General features: G+C 66.7%; 20 protein-coding genes. 9 read left to right on the forward strand and 11 right to left on the reverse strand.

Annotation, left to right across the window (positions count from 1 at the left end; translation table 11 throughout):
- Positions 1-62 precede the first annotated feature (62 nt).
- Positions 63-347 carry an NHLP-related RiPP peptide gene (locus MRBLST15_RS15455; protein WP_180164498.1) on the forward strand — a complete coding sequence of 95 codons (285 nt, stop codon included), beginning with the start codon at positions 63-65 and terminating at the stop codon, positions 345-347.
- A gap of 7 nt (positions 348-354) precedes the next feature.
- Here MRBLST15_RS15455 and MRBLST15_RS15460 read toward each other — a convergent pair whose 3' ends face one another.
- The 4 genes from MRBLST15_RS15460 to aceB all read right to left on the reverse strand — a co-directional run bounded on the left by MRBLST15_RS15460 (position 355) and on the right by aceB (position 7,288).
- Positions 355-2,856, reverse strand: a complete 2,502-nt coding sequence (locus MRBLST15_RS15460) for a putative peptide modification system cyclase (protein ID WP_205405706.1) — start codon at positions 2,854-2,856, stop codon at positions 355-357.
- Positions 2,857-2,871: 15 nt separating this feature from the next.
- The gene (locus tag MRBLST15_RS15465; RefSeq protein ID WP_265955505.1) at positions 2,872-3,912 is read right to left on the reverse strand and encodes a GGDEF domain-containing protein; all 1,041 of its coding nucleotides are present in this window, start codon (positions 3,910-3,912) and stop codon (positions 2,872-2,874) included.
- Between the two features lie 368 nt (positions 3,913-4,280).
- A complete protein-coding gene (aceA, locus tag MRBLST15_RS15470; RefSeq protein ID WP_367786630.1) occupies positions 4,281-5,582 on the reverse strand; it encodes an isocitrate lyase in 1,302 nt (433 codons plus the stop codon).
- A gap of 68 nt (positions 5,583-5,650) precedes the next feature.
- The gene (aceB, locus tag MRBLST15_RS15475) at positions 5,651-7,288 is read right to left on the reverse strand and encodes a malate synthase A (RefSeq protein ID WP_265955502.1); all 1,638 of its coding nucleotides are present in this window, start codon (positions 7,286-7,288) and stop codon (positions 5,651-5,653) included.
- A 109-nt stretch (positions 7,289-7,397) separates the two neighbouring features.
- Here aceB and MRBLST15_RS15480 point away from each other — a divergent pair, with 109 nt between their 5' ends.
- Both MRBLST15_RS15480 and MRBLST15_RS15485 read left to right on the forward strand, forming a co-directional pair.
- On the forward strand, positions 7,398-8,366 hold the full coding sequence (locus MRBLST15_RS15480) for a LysR family transcriptional regulator (RefSeq protein WP_099819576.1): 969 nt from the start codon (positions 7,398-7,400) through the stop codon (positions 8,364-8,366).
- 328 nt (positions 8,367-8,694) lie between these two features.
- Positions 8,695-9,603, forward strand: a complete 909-nt coding sequence (locus MRBLST15_RS15485; RefSeq protein WP_230113378.1) for a LysR family transcriptional regulator — start codon at positions 8,695-8,697, stop codon at positions 9,601-9,603.
- Positions 9,604-9,685: 82 nt separating this feature from the next.
- Here the strand turns inward: MRBLST15_RS15485 and MRBLST15_RS15490 are convergent, their stop codons facing one another.
- Positions 9,686-10,942, reverse strand: coding sequence for an MFS transporter (locus MRBLST15_RS15490; RefSeq protein WP_367786633.1), 1,257 nt, complete (start codon positions 10,940-10,942; stop codon positions 9,686-9,688).
- A gap of 121 nt (positions 10,943-11,063) precedes the next feature.
- A complete protein-coding gene (gene lepB / locus MRBLST15_RS15495; protein ID WP_312705116.1) occupies positions 11,064-11,690 on the reverse strand; it encodes a signal peptidase I in 627 nt (208 codons plus the stop codon).
- Between the two features lie 253 nt (positions 11,691-11,943).
- Here lepB and MRBLST15_RS15500 point away from each other — a divergent pair, with 253 nt between their 5' ends.
- Entirely contained in the window at positions 11,944-12,345 is a 402-nt protein-coding gene (locus MRBLST15_RS15500) for a hypothetical protein (RefSeq protein ID WP_312705117.1), read from the forward strand.
- Positions 12,346-12,348: 3 nt separating this feature from the next.
- Positions 12,349-12,795, forward strand: a complete 447-nt coding sequence (locus MRBLST15_RS15505) for a hypothetical protein (RefSeq protein WP_025875822.1) — start codon at positions 12,349-12,351, stop codon at positions 12,793-12,795.
- Between the two features lie 170 nt (positions 12,796-12,965).
- Here the strand turns inward: MRBLST15_RS15505 and dcp are convergent, their stop codons facing one another.
- The 3 genes from dcp to arfB form a co-directional block, all read right to left on the reverse strand.
- Positions 12,966-15,122, reverse strand: a complete 2,157-nt coding sequence (gene dcp, locus MRBLST15_RS15510; protein WP_176019336.1) for a peptidyl-dipeptidase Dcp — start codon at positions 15,120-15,122, stop codon at positions 12,966-12,968.
- Between the two features lie 111 nt (positions 15,123-15,233).
- Positions 15,234-15,836: a lysophospholipid acyltransferase family protein gene (locus MRBLST15_RS15515; protein WP_312705119.1), complete on the reverse strand. Its 603-nt coding sequence runs from the start codon at positions 15,834-15,836 to the stop codon at positions 15,234-15,236.
- Between the two features lie 4 nt (positions 15,837-15,840).
- Complete coding sequence (gene arfB, locus MRBLST15_RS15520; RefSeq protein WP_089241560.1) at positions 15,841-16,272, reverse strand: alternative ribosome rescue aminoacyl-tRNA hydrolase ArfB; 432 nt, start codon at positions 16,270-16,272, stop codon at positions 15,841-15,843.
- A gap of 134 nt (positions 16,273-16,406) precedes the next feature.
- Between arfB and MRBLST15_RS15525 the strand changes: the two genes are divergently transcribed.
- On the forward strand, positions 16,407-16,925 hold the full coding sequence (locus tag MRBLST15_RS15525) for a DUF2059 domain-containing protein (protein ID WP_265953635.1): 519 nt from the start codon (positions 16,407-16,409) through the stop codon (positions 16,923-16,925).
- A gap of 116 nt (positions 16,926-17,041) precedes the next feature.
- Here MRBLST15_RS15525 and MRBLST15_RS15530 read toward each other — a convergent pair whose 3' ends face one another.
- Together MRBLST15_RS15530 and MRBLST15_RS15535 are read right to left on the reverse strand one after the other, a co-directional pair.
- On the reverse strand, positions 17,042-17,782 hold the full coding sequence (locus tag MRBLST15_RS15530) for a pseudouridine synthase (RefSeq protein ID WP_099819567.1): 741 nt from the start codon (positions 17,780-17,782) through the stop codon (positions 17,042-17,044).
- A gap of 107 nt (positions 17,783-17,889) precedes the next feature.
- Positions 17,890-18,471, reverse strand: coding sequence for an O-methyltransferase (locus MRBLST15_RS15535; protein ID WP_312705122.1), 582 nt, complete (start codon positions 18,469-18,471; stop codon positions 17,890-17,892).
- Positions 18,472-18,779: 308 nt separating this feature from the next.
- Between MRBLST15_RS15535 and MRBLST15_RS15540 the strand changes: the two genes are divergently transcribed.
- The 3 genes from MRBLST15_RS15540 to MRBLST15_RS15550 are packed head-to-tail and all read left to right on the forward strand — an operon-like array spanning position 18,780 to position 21,122.
- On the forward strand, positions 18,780-19,391 hold the full coding sequence (locus MRBLST15_RS15540) for a PIG-L deacetylase family protein (RefSeq protein WP_367786637.1): 612 nt from the start codon (positions 18,780-18,782) through the stop codon (positions 19,389-19,391).
- A complete protein-coding gene (locus MRBLST15_RS15545; RefSeq protein ID WP_367786639.1) occupies positions 19,391-20,530 on the forward strand; it encodes a glycosyltransferase in 1,140 nt (379 codons plus the stop codon). Before MRBLST15_RS15540 ends, MRBLST15_RS15545 begins: the two co-directional genes overlap by 1 nt.
- Positions 20,517-21,122, forward strand: a complete 606-nt coding sequence (locus MRBLST15_RS15550; protein ID WP_367786641.1) for an acetyltransferase — start codon at positions 20,517-20,519, stop codon at positions 21,120-21,122. Before MRBLST15_RS15545 ends, MRBLST15_RS15550 begins: the two co-directional genes overlap by 14 nt.

Below are 21,122 nucleotides of genomic sequence, written 5' to 3' on the forward strand. Positions count from 1 at the left end.
CCATCAATTCCCGCTGCGTCCAGCCGATACTGTTTTTTTCCCCTCCCTGCCGGTAGTGAACCATGTCCCGTGCTCCTCTCTCCCCCGAAGTGGTCCAGACCCTGCTCAAGCACCTTTCCAGCGACGATGCCTTCCGCAGTGCCTTCGCTGCCGACCCGGCAAAGGCACTGATTGCGCTGGGCGCAGATGCTGACAGCGTTGGTGCGTGCAACACGCCGCTGGACTCGCTGGGCGGCAAGGAAGAATTTGCCCGGGCGGCGGCGCTGTTGAGCGAACGCCTGGCCGTGACCGGACCGTTCAAGGTGCCCTTCATGTTCGAAAGCGGCCTGAAGGGGCTGCAGGACTGATCCGCCCTCAGGGTGCGCCTGCTGCCTGCTGCGCGCTGGCCGCATCGGCCAGCCGGCGCGCATCGGCCACGTTCAATGGCAGCAGGACCAGGGCACCGGCGTCTTCGGCGAAGGCCATGCCCGTGCGCTGGCGCAACCAGCGCTCCCGGCGCTGCACGGCCTGATCGCGGCCGAGCGCGCGATCGATATCCAGCTGCAGTACATGCCACTGGTACAGCGTGCCGTTGGCCAGCGGCTTCAACAGTGCCGAAGCGGCCTCTGCATTGCCGGCGTCCAGTTCGCCACGCGCGCGAAGCAGCAGCCACAATTCCTGCAGCCGCGGGTCGGTGCTGCGTTCAACCAACGCCTGCAGTGCAGGCCGGCGGGAGCGCAGCTCGGCGTCCAGGCCGGCGCGCTGCAGGTGGTAGGCCACGGACAGCGCAATGAAAGCCCGATGACGCGGTGCGGCACCGACTCCCTCATCGACTGCCGCCAGGGTACGGTCCAGCAACCGTGCGTATTGCACTCGGGAACCGCTGCCGCCGGCCTGTGCAGTCCATGCCAGTGACTGCAGGGCCAGGATGTCGCACAGCTCCGGCACACTCGCGCACTGCTCGACGGCCTGCGTCATCTCAGCGGCCGCATCGTTGACCCGACCTTGCAGGGCGAGAAGTCCGCCGTACTCCATGCGCGCGCCGAGCCCGCGAGAGGTAATGGCTTCACTGCGCTCGTGCGCCTTCTGTACCTCGCCATCCAGCAGCAGCGCGACCGCCTCCAGCATGTCGCCGTGCCAGTTCGGCAACGCGCCTGCTTCCTTGAACGCAGCGACGGCGGCCTTGACCTCGCCACGCGCAAGCTGGGTGCGGCCAACGAAGGACAGGACCAGCGCGCGATGTGTCTGATGGCGTTCCAACAGCGGCATCATGTCGGCCAACGCGCCGTCATAGTCGCCATAGGCAAACAGGGCCATCGCGTGATTCATCCAACCGGCCGGATCATCCGGATACAGCTGGGTCAGCATCCGCCACTTTTCCGCACTGCGCTGCGGGGGAGCGCCACTGAAGTCCGCACCCCAGGCGTCCAGATACAGCTGGTCGCGCGCACTCAACCGCGTGCGCCCCGACACCGCCTGACGGTACAGTTCGCCGGCCGCCGACACGTTGCCCATGGCGTACTGCAGCCGCATCTGCCCGATGTAGGCAAAGGTGAACTGTGGATCCAGGCGGGTCGCCTGCTGGAAGAACAGCAGCGCTTCATCGAAACGCTCCTGCGCCAGCGCATCGCTGCCCTTGGCATAGGCATGCAGCGCATCAAGATTGGCTGTGGCCACCGTGGGCAGTGGTTTCTGCTCGCGGCTGACATCGTGCAGCGCCTCACCCAGGTCGCTGCGCAGTGCCTTCACCACGGTATCGGTGGAGGCCAGGATCGAATCCAGGCCGTTGCCATCGGCGAAATGCGTGTACACCGTCTGCCCAGTGCGTGGGTCCACCACCTCCACGCCCACCCGCACCTTGCCGTTGAGCTCGAGCACGGTGGGCATCAGTACCGCACGCGCGCCATCGCGCAGCGCAACCTCGATCGCCAGGGCGCGGTCCAGCCGTGCATTGGCCGGGCGCTGCATCAACTGCAGGGTGTCACGCACCTTCAGTTCACTGAGGATGTTGACGAAGCGCGACTGCCCCAGGCTGATGTAGAGCGCCTGTTCCAGGCTGGAATCCAGCTGCGGATAGGCCGTGCTGTTGCTCACCGCCGCCAGGATCACCCAGTCGCGCTCGGCGAATGCGATTGCCGGCGCCGGCCGCAGCAGCGTCCACATCACCACGGCCAGCGCCACCGCCAGCGTCGCCTCGGTGAACAGCGCAGCCGGGCGACGCCACAGCGGCAGATCCCGCCAGGCCTTGTCGCCCGAACGCGGCCGGCGCAGCGGCGCGCGGCCACGGATGCCGACTTCGAACACATGCTGGCGCTCGCCAATGCCCTTGAAGCGCCAAAGCCCATGGTCCTTCCAACGCAGTTCGTCCGCCGCCCAAGGCAACTCGCTGTCGGCCCGCCGCGCCATCTGTTCGGCCGCTGAGGACAGCAGCACCTGCCCAGGCCACGCCAGCTGCATCAAACGCGCGGCCATCGGCTTGGCCAGGCCCTCGACCTCCACCGCCTTTGCGCCGTGGGCAACGGCCTCGGCACTGTTGTCCCACAGCAGCACGTCACCCACGTGCAGACCAGCGCGAGCGCGCAGCACGATGCCGCGCTCGTGGCCCATCGCGTCGACCGCGTTCTGGTAGGAAATGGCGAAACCGATGCCATCGATGGGACGTTCGAACAGAACGAACAAGCCATCGGAGCGATCAATCAGCTGGCCGTTCCACTGCTGCTGCAGCCCCAGGACCAGACGGTCATGCTGCTGGAAGAATTCGGCGGCGGCGACATCGCCGATACGCTCCACCAGCTGCAGCGAATCGCACAGGTCGGTGAACAGCAGCGCCCGCAGCTGGGCGTTATGTGGAGCCGACGTTCCGTTGTCGCCATTCATCGCCAGGGTCTCCGCTCATTGTCCATCCGGACCATCGGCCCACCGCAGGCAGTTGCCGCCTGCCCGCTTGGCTTGGTACAGCGCTCGATCGGCGCGAGCGTACCACCCGCTCCAGTCCGCGTCAGGAGCCAGCAGGCTGGCACCGATGCTGGCCAGGCTGACGTGCGGGGTGCCATGGCTGCGTTCGAGCAGGCCGTGCACCGCGCTCAGGATGAACTCGGCGGCATGCTGCACGATCTCGACATTGGCCCGGCGCAGGATCAGGCAGAACTCGTCGCCGCCCAGGCGGCAGGCCAGGTCGTGCTCGCCGGCCATCGAGCGCAGGATGTTGCCCATGCTCTGCAGCACCCGGTCGCCGGCCTGGTGGCCGTGGCGGTCGTTGATCTGCTTGAAGCGGTCACAGTCGATCAGCAGCAGGGCCTGCGGCGCGCCATCGGGATGGCTGCGGCATTCCTGCAGGTACAGGGCCAGGCCGCGGCGGTTGTGCAGGCCGGTCAGTTCGTCGGTGCGCACCAGTTCGCGGGTATGGGTGAGCTGGTGGGTGGTGATGTACAGGTTGTCCAGCGCGGCTTCCAGGTCATGGTTGCGCCGCCGCAGCTGGCTGATCAGGGCTTGCTCGTTGGTCAGCACGCGCAGGATCGTGCGCCGCAGGAAGTAGGCCACCAGGCCCGGGTCGGACTCGACCAGGCGATGGAAATCCGCCGGCCCCAGTTCCAGCACGTGACAGTCGGCCATCACCCGTGCGCTGGCGCTGCGCGGATGGTCGCCCATCAACAGGCCGAGCTCACCGAAGAACTCATGCCGGCCGAGCGTCTTCAGCACCAGGTCCTCGCCGAAATCCAGCTCGATCAGGCCTTCGAGGATGATGTACATGCACTCGCCGCGATGGCCGCGCTGGAACAGCCACTGGCCCGCTTCCAGCCTGCAGGGCTGGGCAAACCGGGCGAACAGGGCAACCTCTTCTTCGGAGAGCAGCGCATGCACGATCTCGGCCATCGCCGTCTTGGCGATACCGGTTGTCGTGTCGATGTTCTCGGCCGCACCCCTGCCGGTCATTCCCTGCACCCGCCGCCAGCGTCCCCTGGTGAGCCGCGGAGCATATCAGTGAATCAAACTGTGCGCCGCTTCTCATTTTTGTGAAGACGCAGCGCTCCGCATCATCCGCACGGAAATGCCCCATTCACGCGTGTTGGCAGCAGAAGGAAAGCAAGCCATATCAATGCCTTGGCGTGGCCGCGACGCCGATTGTCGCAGCGGCCGCAGATACAACAACGCCGGCAGATCCCCCGATCTGCCGGCGTCGTCTGGCCCTTCCCTGGCCACCCTGATCGGATCCGCAGCCCCGGTGGAGCCGGCTGCTGGCCGGCTGCCACGCAGCGCCCGGAGCATCGTGTGGTTGCCGGCCAGCGGCCGGCACTACCGGATCACGCGGCGCGTTCGCTGCGCCCGCCGTGGAACTGCTCTTCCTCGGTCGAGCCGGTCAGCGCGGTGGTCGAGGACTGCCCCTGCTGGATCGCCTGGGTCACCGCATCGAAGTAGCCGGTGCCGACCTCGCGCTGGTGCTTGACTGCGGTGAAGCCACGCTCGGCCGCTTCGAACTCGGCTTCCTGCAGCTCCACGAAGGCGCTCATCTGCCTGCGCGCATAGCCGTGGGCCAGGTTGAACATGCCGTAGTTCAGCGCATGGAAACCGGCCAGGGTGATGAACTGGAACTTGTAGCCGTAGCTGCCCAGCTCGCGCTGGAACTTGGCGATGGTGGCGTCGTCCAGGTTCTTCTTCCAGTTGAAGCTGGGCGAGCAGTTGTAGGCCAGCAGCTTGCCGGGGAACTTCGCGTGGATGGCCTCGGCGAATTTCCGTGCGAATTCCAGGTCCGGCTTGCCGGTCTCGCACCACACCAGGTCGGCATACGGCGCATACGCCAGGCCGCGGCTGATGGCCTGGTCCAGGCCGTTGCGGGTCTTGTAGAAGCCTTCCACGGTGCGCTCACCGGTGGCGAACGGGGTGTCGTTCGCATCGATGTCGCTGGTCAGCAGATCGGCCGCTTCGGCATCGGTACGCGCCACCAGCAGGGTCGGCACGCCCAGCACGTCGGCGGCCAGCCGCGCGGCGTTGAGCTTCTCGATCGCCTCGCGGGTCGGCACCAGCACCTTGCCGCCCATGTGCCCGCACTTCTTCACCGAGGCCAGCTGGTCTTCGAAGTGCACGCCGGCGGCACCGGCTTCGATCATCGCCTTCATCAGTTCGAAGGCATTGAGCACGCCACCGAATCCAGCCTCGGCGTCGGCCACGATCGGCTGCAGAAAGTCGATGTCATCCTTGCCTTCGGCATGGTGCAGCTGGTCGGCACGCAGCAGCGTGTTGTTGATGCGCTTGACCACTGCCGGCACCGAATCGGCCGGATACAGCGACTGGTCCGGGTACATCTGCCCGGCCAGGTTGGCATCGGCCGCCACCTGCCAGCCGGACAGGTAGATTGCCTTCAGCCCGGCCTTCACCTGCTGCATGGCCTGGTTGCCGGTCAGCGCGCCGAGCGCATTGACGAAGTCGCGCTCATGCAGCGACTTCCACAGCTTTTCCGCACCCAGCCGGGCCAGCGAATGCTCGATATGGACGGTGCCACGCAGGCGCACCACGTCGGCGGCGCTGTAGTTGCGCTGGATGCCTTCCCAGCGCGGATTGGTGTCCCAGTCGTGCTGGATCTGTTCGGCAGTGGGCAGCGTGCTCATGTCTATCTCCAGTTCGGTTCGTGCGGATGCAGCGGGGAAGGAAACGGCGGGGAAGCGACGTGCAGCGATCAGTCGATGCGCGCGTACGCCGGCAGGGTCAGGAAGTCGGTCAGTTCGTTGCTGCGACTCAGCTCGGCCAGCAGGGTGATGGCTTCTTCGATGCGGCCGCCACCGGGCAGCGCCGAGGTATCGCCGAGGCGCGCCGGCAGCTGCGCCAGGGTGGTATCGAGCAGTGCCAGATCAATCGCGGTGCCATCGTCCAGCTGCTGGCCCGGCGTGTGCAGCCACTGCCACAGCTGGCTGCGGCTGATCTCGGCAGTCGCTGCATCCTCCATCAGGTGGTGGATCGGCACGCAGCCATTGCCGTCCAGCCACGCGGCCAGGTAGCGCACGCAGACTTCGACATTGCCTTCGAAGCCGGCGCGGGTGATCGTGCCCGGCGGACGCGCAATCAGTTCATCGCGGCCCACGCGCACGTCCTGGCGCAGCACGTGGTGCTGGTTGGGCGTGGGCATGTGTTCGTCGAAGATCGCCATCGCCACCGGAATCAGCGCCGGATGCGCGACCCACGTGCCATCGTGGCCGGCGCTCACTTCGCGCAGCTTGTCGGCACGCACCCGCGCCATCGCCTGCTCGTTGGCGGCCGCATCGTTGTTGATCGGAATCTGCGCGGCCATGCCACCCATCGCATGTGCGCCGCGGCGATGGCAGGTCTGGATCAGCAGCTCCGAATACGCCTTCAGGAACGGCTGGGTCATGGTCACCTGGCCGCGCTCGGGCAGCACACGGTCAGCGTGGCGGCGGAACGTCTTCAGGTACGAGAAGATGTAATCCCAGCGTCCGCAGTTGAGGCCGACGATGCGGTCACGCAGGGCGTGCAGGATCTCGTCCATCTCGAACACCGCCGGCAGCGTTTCGATCAGCACCGTCACCTTGATCTGGCCGTGTGGCAGGCCGAGCATGCCTTCGATGTGCGACAGCGCGGTCTCCCACAGCGCCGCCTCTTCCATGCTCTGCAGCTTGGGCAGGTAGAAGTACGGGCCGCGATCCCTGGACTGCAGCGCGCGCGCATTGTGGAAGGCGAACACCGCCGCATCGAACAGCCCGCCGGCGAGGAACTGGCCATCGACGCGCACATGCTTTTCGTCCAGGTGCCAGCCGCGCGGGCGCACGATCAGCACCGCCTGCTCGTCGTAGGGGCGCAGCGCGTAATGCTTGCCCGCCTTGCCGTTGGATGCCGGTGCGGTGTACTGCAGGTCGCCGCGCACCGCAGCAGCCAACGACTGCTGGCCAGCCAGCAGGTTGCGCCAGGTCGGCGAGGTTGAATCCTCGAAGTCGGCCATGAACACCTTGGCGCCGGAGTTCAGCGCGTTGATGACCATCTTCGGATCGGTCGGCCCGGTGATCTCGACGCGGCGGTCCTGCAGCGCGGCCGGCAGCGGCGCTACGGTCCAGTCACCGGCACGGATGTTGGCGGTGTCCTGGCGGAAGTCCGGCAGGCCGCCCTGGTCGAAGAACGCCTGGCGCTCGCGGCGGGCCTGCAGCCGCGCCTGCCGGCCGGGTTCCACCGCCCGGTGCAGGGACACCAGCAGGGCCAGCAACGGCGCCGGCAGCACGGTGGCCTGGCCCGCCACCTGGGTCGCCAGGGCGATGCCCGGCGTGGCCTTGGCAGCGGTGGAAGGAACAGCGGAAGCGACGGCGGACATGGGAGGACTCCAGCGTGGGGGAACGACTCCACCGTGCGGCCGCAGCCCTGTATTTGGCAAAACAGTTTTTGCAATGCTTTACATAACTTGTGCTAATACTTGTGACGCCATGACCACGCGCACCTCGCCAAGTCCTCGTTTTTCCTACAAATCCGATCGACTGAAGCCGCTGCGCGCGTTCTGTCAGACCGTGCGTCTGGGCTCGGTCTCACGGGCGGCTGAGGCGCTTTTCGTCAGCCAACCGGCCATCAGCCTGCAGTTGCAGGCGCTGGAGCGCGAGCTGGGGGTGCCCCTGTTCGAGCGCAGCGGCCGGCGCCTGGTGCCCAGCCGCGAGGGCCAGCTGCTGTATGAAATGGCGCAGCCGCTGGTGGAAAGCCTGGACGGCCTGGAAGCACGCTTCCGCGACAAGGTGCGCGGTCTGGACGCGGGCGAACTGAACATCGCCGCCAACAGTTCGACCATCCTGTACCTGCTGCCGAAGATCGTCGAACGCTTCCGCCAGCATTACCCCGATGTGCGCCTGACCCTGCACAACGCCATCAGTGCGGACGGCACCGACCTGCTGCGCGAGGATGCCGCCGATCTGGCGATCGGCTCGATGACCGATGTGCCGGCCGACCTCAGCTACGCCCCGGCCTACCGTTTCGAGCAGGTGCTGATTGCCCCGCATGACCATCCGCTGGCCAGCGGCGGCGAGCTGGAACTGGCCGACATCGCCCGTTACCCGCTGGTGCTGCCTCCGAAGCGGCAGATCACTTACCGGCTGGTGGACCAGGTGTTCCAGCGCCACCGCATCGCCTACACCGTTGCGCTGGAAGTGGGTGGCTGGGAAGTGATCAAGCAGTACGTGGCGATGGGCATGGGCATTTCCATCGTGCCGGCGCTGTGCCTGAACGATGCCGACCACGAGCGGTTGGCCGCACGGTCGATGAAGCGCTGGTTCCCGGAGCGCAGTTACGGGGTGATCGTGCGCCGCGGCAAGGCGCTGTCGGCGCAGGCGCGGGCGTTTGTCGAGCTGATCCAGCCGGAGCTGTTCAGTCCGCGCGATTACGACCAGAGCGGGCATTCGGAGCGGTGAGGGTTTGCCGGCAGGGCTGCGCCCTGCACCTGCAGAAGCAACTGCAACTGCAACGGCAACGGCCTGCATTCCGTGGATGGCGGGGTGGTGTGGGTGGGCAGGACACGCCGTAAACCCTTCCATGGGGGCTTGGCCGCGTCATCCATGCCGCGGACACCCCCGCAACCGGACCCACCCCGCCTCTGACAGATTTGCGCGATCTGTCGGGGTCGGATCCCGTTGCTACGCAACGGGCTCTGACCCCTGCTTGGTAGGGATCGAAAACTTCGGTAGATCCACGCCATGCGTGGATGGGGACTCGTGGGGTCGGGCTGGATAGACTGCACGCATGTCCATCGAACTCCGCCATCTGCGTTACTTCCTCGCCGTCGCCGATACCCTGCACTTCGGCCAGGCGGCCGAACGGTTGGGGATGTCACAGCCGCCGCTCAGCCAGCAGATCCGGCAGCTGGAGGAGCTGATCGGTGCGCGGTTGTTCGTGCGCAGCCATCGACGCGTGCAGCTGACGCCTGCGGGAGAACTGCTGCAGGAACGTGCGCGCGGCATCGTGCAGCAGGTGGAATCGGCGGTGGATGAAGTGCAGCGTGCGCAGCGTGGCGAGCAGGGTGAGCTGCGTATCGGCCTGACCCGGGCCACGCCGTTGTCACCGCAGATTCCGCGTTCGATCCTGCAGTATCGACAGCAGTACCCGCAGGTGCGGTTGCAGCTGAGCGAGATGAACACCCTGCAGCAGATCGATGCGCTGCTCGATGGCTCGCTGGACGTGGGCATCATCCGCAAGCGCACGCTGCCGGCCGAGCTGGTGGCGCACAGCCTGTTCGTCGATCCGCTGGCGTTGATCGTGCACGCCGACCACCCTGCCCTGCGCCGACTGTCGAAAGGCGGCACGCTGGCGTTGCGGGATCTGGCGCAGGAACCATTCGTGGCGTTCCGCCGCAGCGCCGGGGCGGGCATCCATGACCACATGATCGCGCTATGCGCGGCGGCGGGCTTCACGCCGCGCATCGTGCAGGAAGCCGGTGAGGCTTCGACGTTGATCAGTCTGGCTGCTGCGGGACTGGGTGCGGCGATCCTACCTTCGTCGTGCGACCACATCCGGGTGGAGGGTGCGCGCTTCGTGCCGCTGGCCGATGCCGGTGCGCATTCGGAAGTGCAGCTGGCGTGGCGCCGCGAGGGTGTGACGCCGTTGATCCGCAATTTCGCCGGGCTGCTGCGCGAGGCGTTTGCCGAAGAGTGAGCTGCATCGCACCCGGTAGTGGCCAACCTTGGTTGGCCCAGGAGCACAGGGCCGACCAAGGTCGGCATCTACCAGAGCAGGATCAGGCCGTCACCGGCTGCGGGGCGCGCTGCTGCAGCGCCCAGACGATGCCACCGCCGATCACGGTCAGCAGCGCGGCGAACGCGCACACGCCCAGCCAGTCCCACGCGGCATAGGCCAGGCCGCCCACGCCGCCCAGCACGCTCGAACCCAGGTAATAGGCGAACAGGTACAGCGCCGACGCTTCCGCACGCATCGAACCAGCGCGGCTGCCGACCCAGCTGCTGGCCACCGAATGGCCACCGAAGAAGCCGAACGTCACCAGCGCGATGCCCACGGCCATCGCCGACAGCCACGGCATCGCCAGCAGCACGATGCCGGCGGCGATCAGGCCGAAGGAGATCGACAGGATGCGGCCGCGCCCATAGCGCGTCGCCTGCTGGCCCATCCACGCCGAACTGAAGGTGCCGACGAGGTACACGCTGAAGATCAACCCGACCACGGTCTGGCTGAGGTGGTACGGCGGCGCCAGCAGGTGGTAGCCGAGGTAGTTGTAGAGGGTGACGAACACGCCCATCAGCACGAACGAGGTGGCGAACAACCACGGCAGGCCAGGGTCGGCGAACAGCGTGCGCCAGCGCGCGGGCAACTGGCGCAGGCCACTGCGGCTGGCCTGGAAGTGGCGCGACGGCGGCAGCTGCAGCCACAGCAGCACGGTGCTGGCCACGGCGATGATCGAGACCACGCCGATGCCCCAGCGCCAGCCCCAATGGTCGGCGATGATGCCCGCCAGCAGGCGCCCGCTCATGCCACCGATGGCATTGCCGCCGATGTACAGGCCCATCGCCAGGCCCAGCGCGCGGCTGTCCATCTCTTCCACCAGGTAGGTCATCGCCACTGCCGGTACGCCGCTCAGCGCCAGCCCCAGCAGGGTGCGCAGCACCAGCAGGGTGGCCCAGTCATCGACCAGTGCGGTGCACAGCGACAACGTGGCCGAAGCCAGCAGCGCAACAATCATCAGCGGGCGCCGGCCGACCGCATCGGACAACAGGCCCGCCAGCAGCATGGCCACGGCCAGGGTGCCGGTGGTCAGCGACAGCGACATCGCGCTGCCCGCAGCGGACACACCGAAGTGGCGGCTGAACTCGGGCAGCAGCGGCTGCACCGTGTACAGCAGGCCGAAGGTCGAAAAGCCGGCCAGGAACAGCGCCAGCGCGGTGCGGCGGAAGGCCGGCGTTCCCTGCTGGATACGGGTATCGGCGGCAGCGTGGTCAGTACGGGGACGGTCGGCGAGGGTCGCCGGAGTTTCGCCAGTCATGGGGGCGGTGGGCCGTGGGGGCGGCCGGAATGGAGGGGACGGGCCTCAGACTAGGCCCGTCCATCCAGTCGATCCATAACCTGATAGGTAAGGATTGATACTTCTGGCATATCGATTCAGCTTATAGCCGCTGCCACTCGAAGCCGTCGCCACGGCGGTAGTAGACCGCCACCGCACGGCCGTAGATCTTGTCCGCATCGACGAAGCCGAAGAAGCGGCCATCGAAGCTGTTGCCGCGATGGTCGCCCAGCACCAGTACCTTGCCGGCGGGCACCTGCAGATCCGCGATGTCCGGGCCACCGCCCCTGTCCAGGTCGAGGCTGGCGCGGCGCTCACCGAAGGCTTCGGTATCGGCCAGGTCAGCAATCTGCAGCGGCTGGCCGTTGATGCTCAGGTGGCCATCGTGCAGTTGCACGTGGTCGCCGGCCACGGCGGCGACGCGCTTGATCAGGCGGGTACCGTCGGCCGGTGAATCGAACACGGCCACCTCACCACGCTGCGGCGTGCCGGTACCCAGCAGTTCCTTGCTGGTGAACGGCAGGCGCAGGCCATAAGCGCGCATGTCCACCACCACCCGGTCGCCCGGTTGCAGCGTCGGCTGCATCGAGCCGCTGGGCACGACGTAGTGGTTGGCAAGGGTATCGCGGGCGGCCGCGAGCAGGCCCAGCATCACCAGCAGGGGCAGCGCCTCCTTCTTCAGCCAAGTGAGCGTGCGCTGCGAAAACGGCGGGCGGGCAACAGCATCCATGTCAGGCTCCGGGTGGTTGGTATCGGCGTCAGACCACGAAGGACAGAAGAGGTTCCCGCGCCCGCATACTGTAGAGCCGAGCCTATGCTCGGCTGCCGTTCCGTAGCGTCGAGCAAGCCGAGCATGGGCTCGGCGCTACAGGAGGGGTTACGCAGGTTTTACGCCACTGCGCGTCATCGGGCATCGCACCTTTACGGCCACCACGCGCATCGTGTGCCTACCGCGCCGCAGGGCGCTTTGCGCAAGGTGTTGTATGACCCTCCTGGTGATCCGGCATGCGTCGCCGTCGGTGCCGCGTCCGCTGCTGCCGGCCGAGTTGTCCGGCCATCCGGTGCTGTGCACCGACTGCGCCAGCCTGGCCGATGTGCGCCAGTGCCTGTGCCAGCCGCAGGCGCGCACCGCGGACTGGGTGCTGCTTGATGTAGGCGTGGCCGACGAGGCGCAATGGTGTGCCGAGGGCGGTGCGCTGCAGGCGGCGTTGGACGGTCTGCCGGCGGAGTACATCGAACTGCAGTCACCCCATCAGCCCGGTCTGGAAGCGCGCCTGCGCCTGCAGCATGGCCCGGCCGCTGTGGTGGTCGACCAGCGCAGCCAGCAGGCGGGTTATCCGCTGTCGTTGGCCATCGTCGGCCGCCGCCTGGCACGGGAGGGCTGAGCCATGTCGATCTTCATCATCCGTGGCCCGGAAGCGGCGGGCGCGCTGATCCGTACCGCCGCGCCGCTGCCGGCGCCGGTGCTGAAATCACTGGTGCATCGTGCGATCGATGCGGGCACCAGCGTGGCGATCCGCGCCTGCGGTTCGGAGCAGGAACTGCTGGACGCGCTGCGCGTGGCCGACCACAGCCGTGGCGAAGTGACGCTGCTCGATCCGGGCGCATGCGCCGACAGCCTGCGTCTGCAGCGGCTGCTGCCGTACCTGCACAACGCCTATGTGGAAGTGCATGACGACGGCGCAGTGGCGGAGCCGTGCCTGCCGGCAGGCGTGGGCCAGCGATTGGGGATCGCGGCCGGCTATGGCGCGCAGAGCTACGTGCTGGCGCTGGATATCGCGCTGGATCACCTGGGGTTGGCCGAGCAGGCGAACCGGGTGCATGTAGGGACGTGATGCGCTTCGGTAGAGTCGACCCATGCTCGACTCGCTTTTCCGCCTTTGTAGAGCCGAGCCCATGCTCGGCTGCCTTTCCAGAAAACATCAGCCGAGCATGGCTCGGCTCTACACAACGAAAAACGGCGGGGTTGCCCCCGCCGTTTTTTCTTTCGTACTTCAGGCCGCGCTTATTTCAGGCCGCGGAACTTCAGCAGCGGTTCCACCGACGGGTCCTTGCCGCGGAAATCGCGGTACAGGGTCGACAGTTCCACGCTGTTGCCGCGCGAGAGGATCTTGTCGCGGAACTCCTGGCCGTTGGCGGCGGTCAGGCCACCGTGTTCGGTGAACCACTGGTAGGCGTCATGGTCCAGCACTTCCGCCCAGAAGTAGGCGTAGTAGCCAGCCGAGTAACCGCCACCCCAGATGTGGTCGAAGTAGGTGGTGCGGTAACGCGGCGGCACCTGCGGCAGGTCGACCTTGAACTTCTTCAGCGCGCTGGCTTCGAAGGCGCCGACATCCTGCAGCGGGGCATCGGCCTTCTGCGTGTGCCAGGCCAGATCGAGCAGTGCCGCCGACAGGTACTCGGTGGTCGCATAGCCCTGGTTGAAGCTGCGCGCCTTGAGGATCTTGTCGACCAGTTCCTGCGGCATCGCTTCGCCGGTCTTGTAGTGCTTGGCGTAGTTGGCGAACACCTTCGGGTCCAGCGCCCAGTGTTCGTTGAACTGCGACGGGAACTCGACAAAGTCACGCGAGGTGGCGGTGCCGGCGATCGACGGATACTTCACGTTCGAGAACATGCCGTGCAGTGCATGACCGAACTCATGGAACATCGTGGTGACGTCGTCGAAGCTGATCAGCGCAGGCTGGCCAGCGGCCGGCTTGGTGAAGTTGCAGACGTTGTAGACCACCGGCTTGGCACCGGTCAGGCCGTCCTGTTCGACGAACACGTCCATCCAGGCGCCGCCGGACTTGCTGTCACGCTTGAAGTAGTCGGTGTAGAACAGGGCCAGCGAGGTGCCGTCCTTGTCGAACACTTCGTACACCTTCATGTCCGGGTTGTAGGTCGGAATGTCGGTGCGCGGCTTGAAGGTGATGCCGTACAGCTGGGTGGCGGCGTAGAAGACGCCGTTCTGCAGCACGTTGTCCAGCTCGAAGTACGGCTTGATCTGCGACTCGTCCAGATCGTACTTGGCCTTGCGCACCTGCTCGGCGTAGAAATCCCAATCCGAGGCGGCCACCTGGAAACCACCCTTCTGGGCGTCGATCACCTTCTGGATCTCGCCGGCTTCGGCACGCGCCTTGGCGGTGGCGGCAGGCACGGTGTCGGTCAGCAGCTTCAGCGCGGCCGCCGGGGTCTTGGCCATCTGGTCGCCCAGCTGGTAGTCGGCGAAGGTGTCGAAGCCGAGCAGCTTGGCCTTCTGCGCACGCAGCTGGGCCAGGCGCTGCACGGTCTGCCGGGTGTCATTGGCATCGCCGCGCTCGGCGCGGGTTTCCGAAGCCTTCAGCACGGCAGCGCGCTGGTCGCGGTCGGTCAGCGAGCCAAGCACCGGCTGCTGGGTGGTGTTCTGTAGCGGCAGCAGGAACTTGCCGTCCAGCTTGCGGTCCTTGGCGGCGGCGGCGGCGTTGTTGACCGCGCCCTCGTCCAGGCCGGCCAGCTTGGCCTTGTCGTCCACCACGACCGCGGCAGCGGCGGTTGCCGCCACCAGGCGGGTGTGGAACTGGGTGGACAGCGTGGTTTCTTCCACGTTGAGCTTGCGCAGGCTCGCCTTGTCGGCGTCGGACAGCTGCGCGCCCGAGCGCACCAGACCATCGTAGTAATGCTCGACCAGGCGCTTCTGCACCGGATCCAGGCCCAGCGTCTCGCGCTGGTCGTACAGCGACTTCACGCGCGCGAACAGCTTCGGATCGAGGTTGATCTCGTCCTGGTGCGCGGCCAGCTTCGGCGCTACTTCTTCCTGGATCTTCTGGCGGGCATCGTTGGTATCGGCCTGGACCAGGCCGAAGAAGATGCGCGACACGCGGGTCAGGGTCTCGCCGCTGCGCTCCATCGCCACGATGGTGTTGTCGAAGGTGGCCGGCTCGGCGCTGTCGGCGATCTTGCGCACGTCGGCCAGATGCAGGCGCATGCCTTCTTCGAAGGCCGGCAGGTAATCGCTGTCCTTGATCTTGTCGAACGGCGGTGCCTGGAACGGCAGGCTGCTGGCGGTCAGCAACGGGTTGGTGGAGGCTTCGGCCGGCTGCTGGGCCGGTGCTTTCTGGGCTTCGGACACGGGGGTGGACTCCTTGCCGGAACAGGCCGCCAGCGCCAGGCTGATGGCGGCGGCCAGGACTACGGTACGCGACATGTAAAACGCTCCTTGGGCAGACGGTACGGGATGGCAGCCGTCCACCCTACTCCTGTCACGGGCACCCGGCATGTGCCGGACGTGGCGTCTACGCTGCCGGCAGCGACCGGCTCAGACCGTGCCGCGGGTCTTGCCGATCCACGGCCGGTAGAACTCCCGGATGGCGGCCATGTCGGCGGCATCATCGCCGGTCGGCGTGAACACCGGACCGATGCCGATGATCTTCTCCGGGTAGTGGAAGTACGCCGCCAGGATCGGCACGTCGGCCATCCGCGCGATTTTCAGGAAACCGGCCTTCCATTCCTTGACGGCCTTGCGGGTGCCTTCCGGGGTGATCGCGAACCACATCTTCTCGTTGTCGCGCAGCAGATCCACGGCCTGGCCGACGGTGCCCTGCGGCGAGCTGCGATCGAGCGGGATCACGCCCAGCTTGTGCAGCAGCGGACCCAGCGGCCACCAGAACAGCGAGGCCTTGCCCAGCACCTTCACCTTCATGCCCAGCGCGATCTTCGCCGCCATACCCCACAGGCCGTCCCAGTTGGACGAATGCGGGGCGATGATGAACACCAGCCTCGGGATGTCAGGCAGGGTGCCGGTCACCTTCCAGCCGCCCATGCGCAGCGTGCAGCGCGCCAGCCAGCGCAGGAAACGGTTGGGCTTGACCTGCGGCATGTTCGGCGGAATGGCCGGCAGCAACGGCGTCGGGTTGTTCAAGCAATCACTCCCAGTCACGTGATGAGCGCCCGCGCTTGATCTGCGCGCGCCCGCGTTTGGCGTCCAGACGACGCAGTTTCGACCCGAAGGTCGGCTTGGTGGCCTTGCGTGGTTTGGGCACGCTCAGCCCGGCCTGGATGAAGGCCGCCAGCCGCTCGCGCGCATCCTCGCGATTGCGATCCTGGGTGCGGAAACGTTGCGCGTCGATGACCAGCACGCCTTCGCCGGTCATGCGCCGGTCGCGCCGCGCCAGCAGGCGCTCGCGCAACGGTTCGGGCAACGAGGGCGAACCGGCCACGTCGAAACGCAGTTCCACCGCGGTGGAGACCTTGTTGACGTTCTGGCCGCCGGCACCACTGGCACGCACGAAACGCTCGACGATCTCGCCGTCGGGGATTTCAAGCTGCGCGCTGATGGTGACCGGTCCGTTGCCCATCCGCGCATTGTAGCGGCAGGCGCGTCGCCGTGGCTGCCATCGCGCACCGTATGCCGCCGATCAGGCACCGAACACGCCGCCTTCGCCTTTGCCGGGGGTATGCTTGCCGTCCCGTGTACTGCAGGACGCTCCGCATGATCCGCTTCGTTCCCTCCGTGTTGCGCCGCGCGACCCTGCTGCTGGCGCTGGCCGCAGCAAGCGCGCCGGTGCTGGCCGCAGCGCCCACCGATGGCGACATCAACCGCCTGCTGTCGGCCTCGCGTGCGCAGAGCATGATCGACACCATGCTGCCGCAGATCGAAGCGATGCAGCAGCAGCAGTTCAAGCAGGTCGCTGCCCAGCGCCAGCTCAACGCCCAGCAGCAGGAACAGCTGCAGCGCATCCAGGCGCGTACCAGCCAGACCCTGCGCCAGGCACTGTCGTGGCAGCAGCTGCGGCCGATGTACGTGGACCTGTACAAGAAGACCTTCAGCAAGGAAGACGTGCTGGCCATGGCCGAGTTCTACGAGAGCCCGGCCGGCCAGAGCCTGCTCGACAAGACCCCGGCGCTGATGCAGAACGTGATGGTGGCGATCCAGACGCGCATGCAGCCGCTGTTCGCCGATCTGCAGAAGGATCTGGAAGCGATCGTCAACGAGCCGGAAAAAAAGTGAGGTAGCGCCGGCCGCTGGCCGGCAACCCGGATTTCCGTAGCGCCCGAGCCCATGCTCGGGCGGCGGCGCGCAGCGCCGGGAAGCGCCGGGAAGCGCAGCCGAGCGTGGGCTCGGCTCTACAGATCCTGGCTCCAGCCGAACAGGTCCAGCGCCTTCTGGAACTCACCGTCGACCGGGGCGCGCACGTCCACCGTGCCGCCATCCGGATGCGGGAAGCGCAGCCGTTCGGCATGCAGCAGCATGCGGTGCACCCCCTGCATGCGGAAGTTGCGGTTGTGCCGGCCATCGCCATGGCTGGTATCGCCGATCAGGTGGTGTGACAGGTGCTTCAGATGCCGGCGGATCTGCCGGAAGCGCCCCGTCTGCGGCTGGCAGCGCAGCAGCGCGTAGCGCGAACTGGCGAACTCACCCACCGGCACCGACAGTTCGCCGGCCGCCAGACGCTGGAAGTCGGTCACCGCCGGCTTCTTCACCGGCTTGCCCGGACCGCCATCCAGATCATGGTCGACCTGCCAGGCCTCCTCGGCCGGCCAGCCGCGGCAGATCGCCAGGTAGTCCTTGCTCACCTCGCCGCCCATCAGCGCCTTGCCCAGCATGCTGGCGGCGTCGCGGTCGAAGGCCAGCAGCAGGCAACCGCTGGTGGCACGATCCAGCCGATGGACCAGGAAGATCGGCCGACCCAGCTGCTCACGCAGGCGATCGGCGAGGAAATCGTCTTCGCCACGGGCCAGCTTGCTGTCGTGGACCATCAGCCCGGCCGGCTTGTTGACCACCGCCAGGCGTTCGTCCAGGTGCAGCAGCTGCAGGGGCGCGGTTTCAATCTCGACCGCAGCGAGGGTGTCAGGTTCGGTACTCACCGCGGGATTATAAAGGCCTGCCCTCCGTAGAGCCGAGCCCACGCTCGGCTGCTCCGCGCGACCGGCAATAGCGTGCCAACCAAGGTTGGCACCTCCCTGTAAAGCAGTCAGGCGTTGCGCAGCGCCAGCAGCTCGCCATTGCCCACCGGCACCAGGCTGGTGGCGAACCCAGCATCTGCGGCCAGCAGACTGCACAGCGGTTCCATCTCCTCTGCGTGCGAGGTGGCGTTGTCGACCACCAGCAGGCCGCCGGGGCGCAGTACGCGGCGCAGCTGCGGCCACCAGCCGGCGTACTGCCCGCGATCCGAATCCAGGAACAGCAGATCGATGCAGCCCTCGTCGGCCTGCGCCAGCCACTGCCCGGCATCAGCGTGGACCAGTTCGATGCGCTCATGCAATCCGCTACGGGCGAAATTCGCACCGGCCATCGCCACCTTGTCGGTGGCGAACTCCAGCGTGGTTACGTGGCCATCGATGGCGGCTGCCGCCTCGGCCAGCCACAGCGTCGAGTAGCCATTGGACGTGCCGATCTCCAGCACACGGCGGGCGTTGCCGAAACGGACCAGCACCGACAGGAATTCGCCGGTGTCCGGCGTGATGTTGAGCATGCGGCGGCCGCGTTCGGATTCGCACGCATCGTTGTTGGTGCCGAAGCGGGCCAGTTCATCCTTCAGTGCAGCCAGGTCCATCGGCTAGATCTCCGCAGTACGGGCAAACGCCGGATGGCGATGCGCCAGCACCATTCTCGCTGCTTCCAAAGCGCATGTCCGCATCTGTCTATTGACGTCATCGGCCTCCATGGAGCCCTGCAGCGGCTGCCGGAGGCCGATGCCTTGTCACGCCAGGTTGTTGCGCGGCAAGCCCTGGGCGGAGCGTCGACGCGTTTTCGTAATGTTCCTAGGTCCTTTTTCACCTGGCCATTGCGATAGTCCGCGCCCGCTGCAGTGCGTTCAACGCGTCTGCCGCATTTCCCCTGGATTCCCGCAAGGACATGGCCATGGCCCACGACATCCTGGCAATCGGCGCCCATCCCGATGACATCGAACTGGGCTGTGGCGGCAGCCTGGCCAAGCTCGCATTCGCCGGCGCCCGCATCCATGCCCTGGTACTCAGCCGCGGCGGGCGCGGCTGTCACGATGGCGCTGACCGCAGCGACGAATCGCATCGCGCGCTGCGGCAACTCGGCGTTCGCCAGGTGCTGCAGCATGATTTCCCGGACACCTGTTTTCCGTCCTGCCGCAACGACATCATCAGCGCGCTGGAGCAGGCCTGCGACGCCATCCGGCCACAGCGCGTCTACACGATGTGCGGCGAAGACCATCACCAGGATCATCGCACCGTCCATGAAGCCTCGATCGTCGCCTGCCGCAGTGTGCCGCAGATTCTCTGCTACGAAAGCCCAAGCACACTGCCGCTGTTCGCTCCACAGGTGTTTGAAGACATCAGCGTGCAGCTGGAACTGAAGATCCGCGCGCTGCGCGAACACGCCAGCCAGGGCGATCGCCACTACATGCAGGAAAGCCATCTGCGCTGCCACGCCCAGTTCCGCGGGCAACAGGTGGGTATCGGCCCCAGCGAGGGCTTCCTGCCTCATCGGCTGGTGCTGTGATGAAAACCCTGCTGTTCCTGGCCATGTGCGCCTTCATCGTCGTGCGTCTGCTGGTCCACGCAACGCGCAGGCCCAGCACGCAACTACGCAGCATCGATGCGATTGTGCCGGCCTACAACGAAGCACCGTGCCTGCGACGTTCGCTCACCGACCTGCTGCAGAATCCCTACATCGCGCGGGTGATCTGCGTGAACGACGGCTCCACCGATACCACCGCGCAGGTGCTGGACACGCTGCAGCTGCAGTGGCCTGGTCGCCTGCTTGCCGTGCACCAGGCCAACACCGGCAAGGGGGGTGCGCTGATGCACGGGCTGCAGCATGTGACCACCCCGCAGGTATTCCTGACCGATGCTGACACCCGCGTCGATCCGCGCAGTACCGGGCTGGGCCACCTGCTGGCGGAAATAGAACGTGGCGCCGACGCGGTGGGTGGCGTGCCATCGTCATGCCTGCAGGGCGCCGGCTTTCTTCCGCACGTGCGGGCCAGCCTGAAGCTGCCGATGATCGTCATCAAGCGCAGCTTCCAGCAGTGGCTGGGCGGTGCGCCGTTCATCGTCTCCGGCTCGTGCGGGCTGTTCCGCACCAGCGTTCTGCGCAAGGTCGGTTTTTCCGACCGTACCCGGGTCGAAGACTTGGACATGTCCTGGTCGCTGGTGGCCCAGGGCTATCGGGTACGGCAGAGCATCCGCTGCGTGGTCTACCCGCAGGAATGCAGCACGTTGCTGGAGGAATGGCGCCGCTGGCGGCGCTGGATCGTCGGCTACGCCGTGTGCATGCGCCTGCATCGACAGTTGCTGCTGACCCGCTTCGGCCTCTTCAGCATCCTGCCGATGATCCTGCTGGCGCTGCTGGGCATCGCTGCGGGGCTGCAGGTGGCATTCGGCGCCGCGACGGTTCATGGACCCGCTGGCCTGGTGGTGGCGGTGGTGCCACTGGTCTGGATCGGCATCGTGATGGCGCTGGGCCTGGTCAGTGCCGTGCACCACCGGCGCGCCTGGCTGGTACCGGCTGCAGCGTTCTCCGTGCTGTATGTGCTGCTGGCCTATGCGGTCTGGCTGATCCATGGACTGAAGGGGCTGTTCACTGGCCGCGAGCCGGAACGCGACAAGCCGACGAGGTATCCGCATGTGGTGGAATGACCTGGAAGCAATGGCCGGCGAACTGGCATCGCTGCAGCCCTGCCTCGATCCAAGCGCGGACATATCGCCACAGGCCACGGTACGCGGTGCGGTGCGCATCGGCGTCGGCAGCCGCATCTGCGATGGTGCTCATATCCAGGGGCCGGTGTCGATCGGACGCGACTGCCTGATCGGCAACGATGCGCTGCTGCGTGGTCCGCTGCGCATCGGTGACGGCACCCGCATCGGCTTTGCCAGCGAGCTCAAGAACACCGTGGTCGGCCAGCGGGTCAGCATCGGTCCGCAGTGCTTCATCGGCGACAGCCGCATCGACGACGACGCCTATCTGGGTGCCCTCGTGCGCACCAGCAACCACCGCCTGGACGGCGCGTCGATCGCCGTGCATGTCGATGGCCAGGTCATCAACAGCCAGCGCGACAAGCTCGGCGCTTGGGTCGGCGCAGGTGCGGCGCTGGGCGTCGGCGTGATCATCCTGCCCGGTCGCATCGTCGCACCGGGCAGCCAGTTCGGTCCGCGGATCACCGTGGAACGGAATCTGCCTGCGGGCCGCTATCGCCTGCTGCAACACCTGCATTCCCAACCCCTGGAGTAA

Origin of the sequence: Stenotrophomonas sp. LST15-1-1.1, from assembly GCF_040815575.1 — a bacterium.
GTDB classification, from domain to species: Bacteria; Pseudomonadota; Gammaproteobacteria; order Xanthomonadales; family Xanthomonadaceae; genus Stenotrophomonas; species Stenotrophomonas lactitubi_B.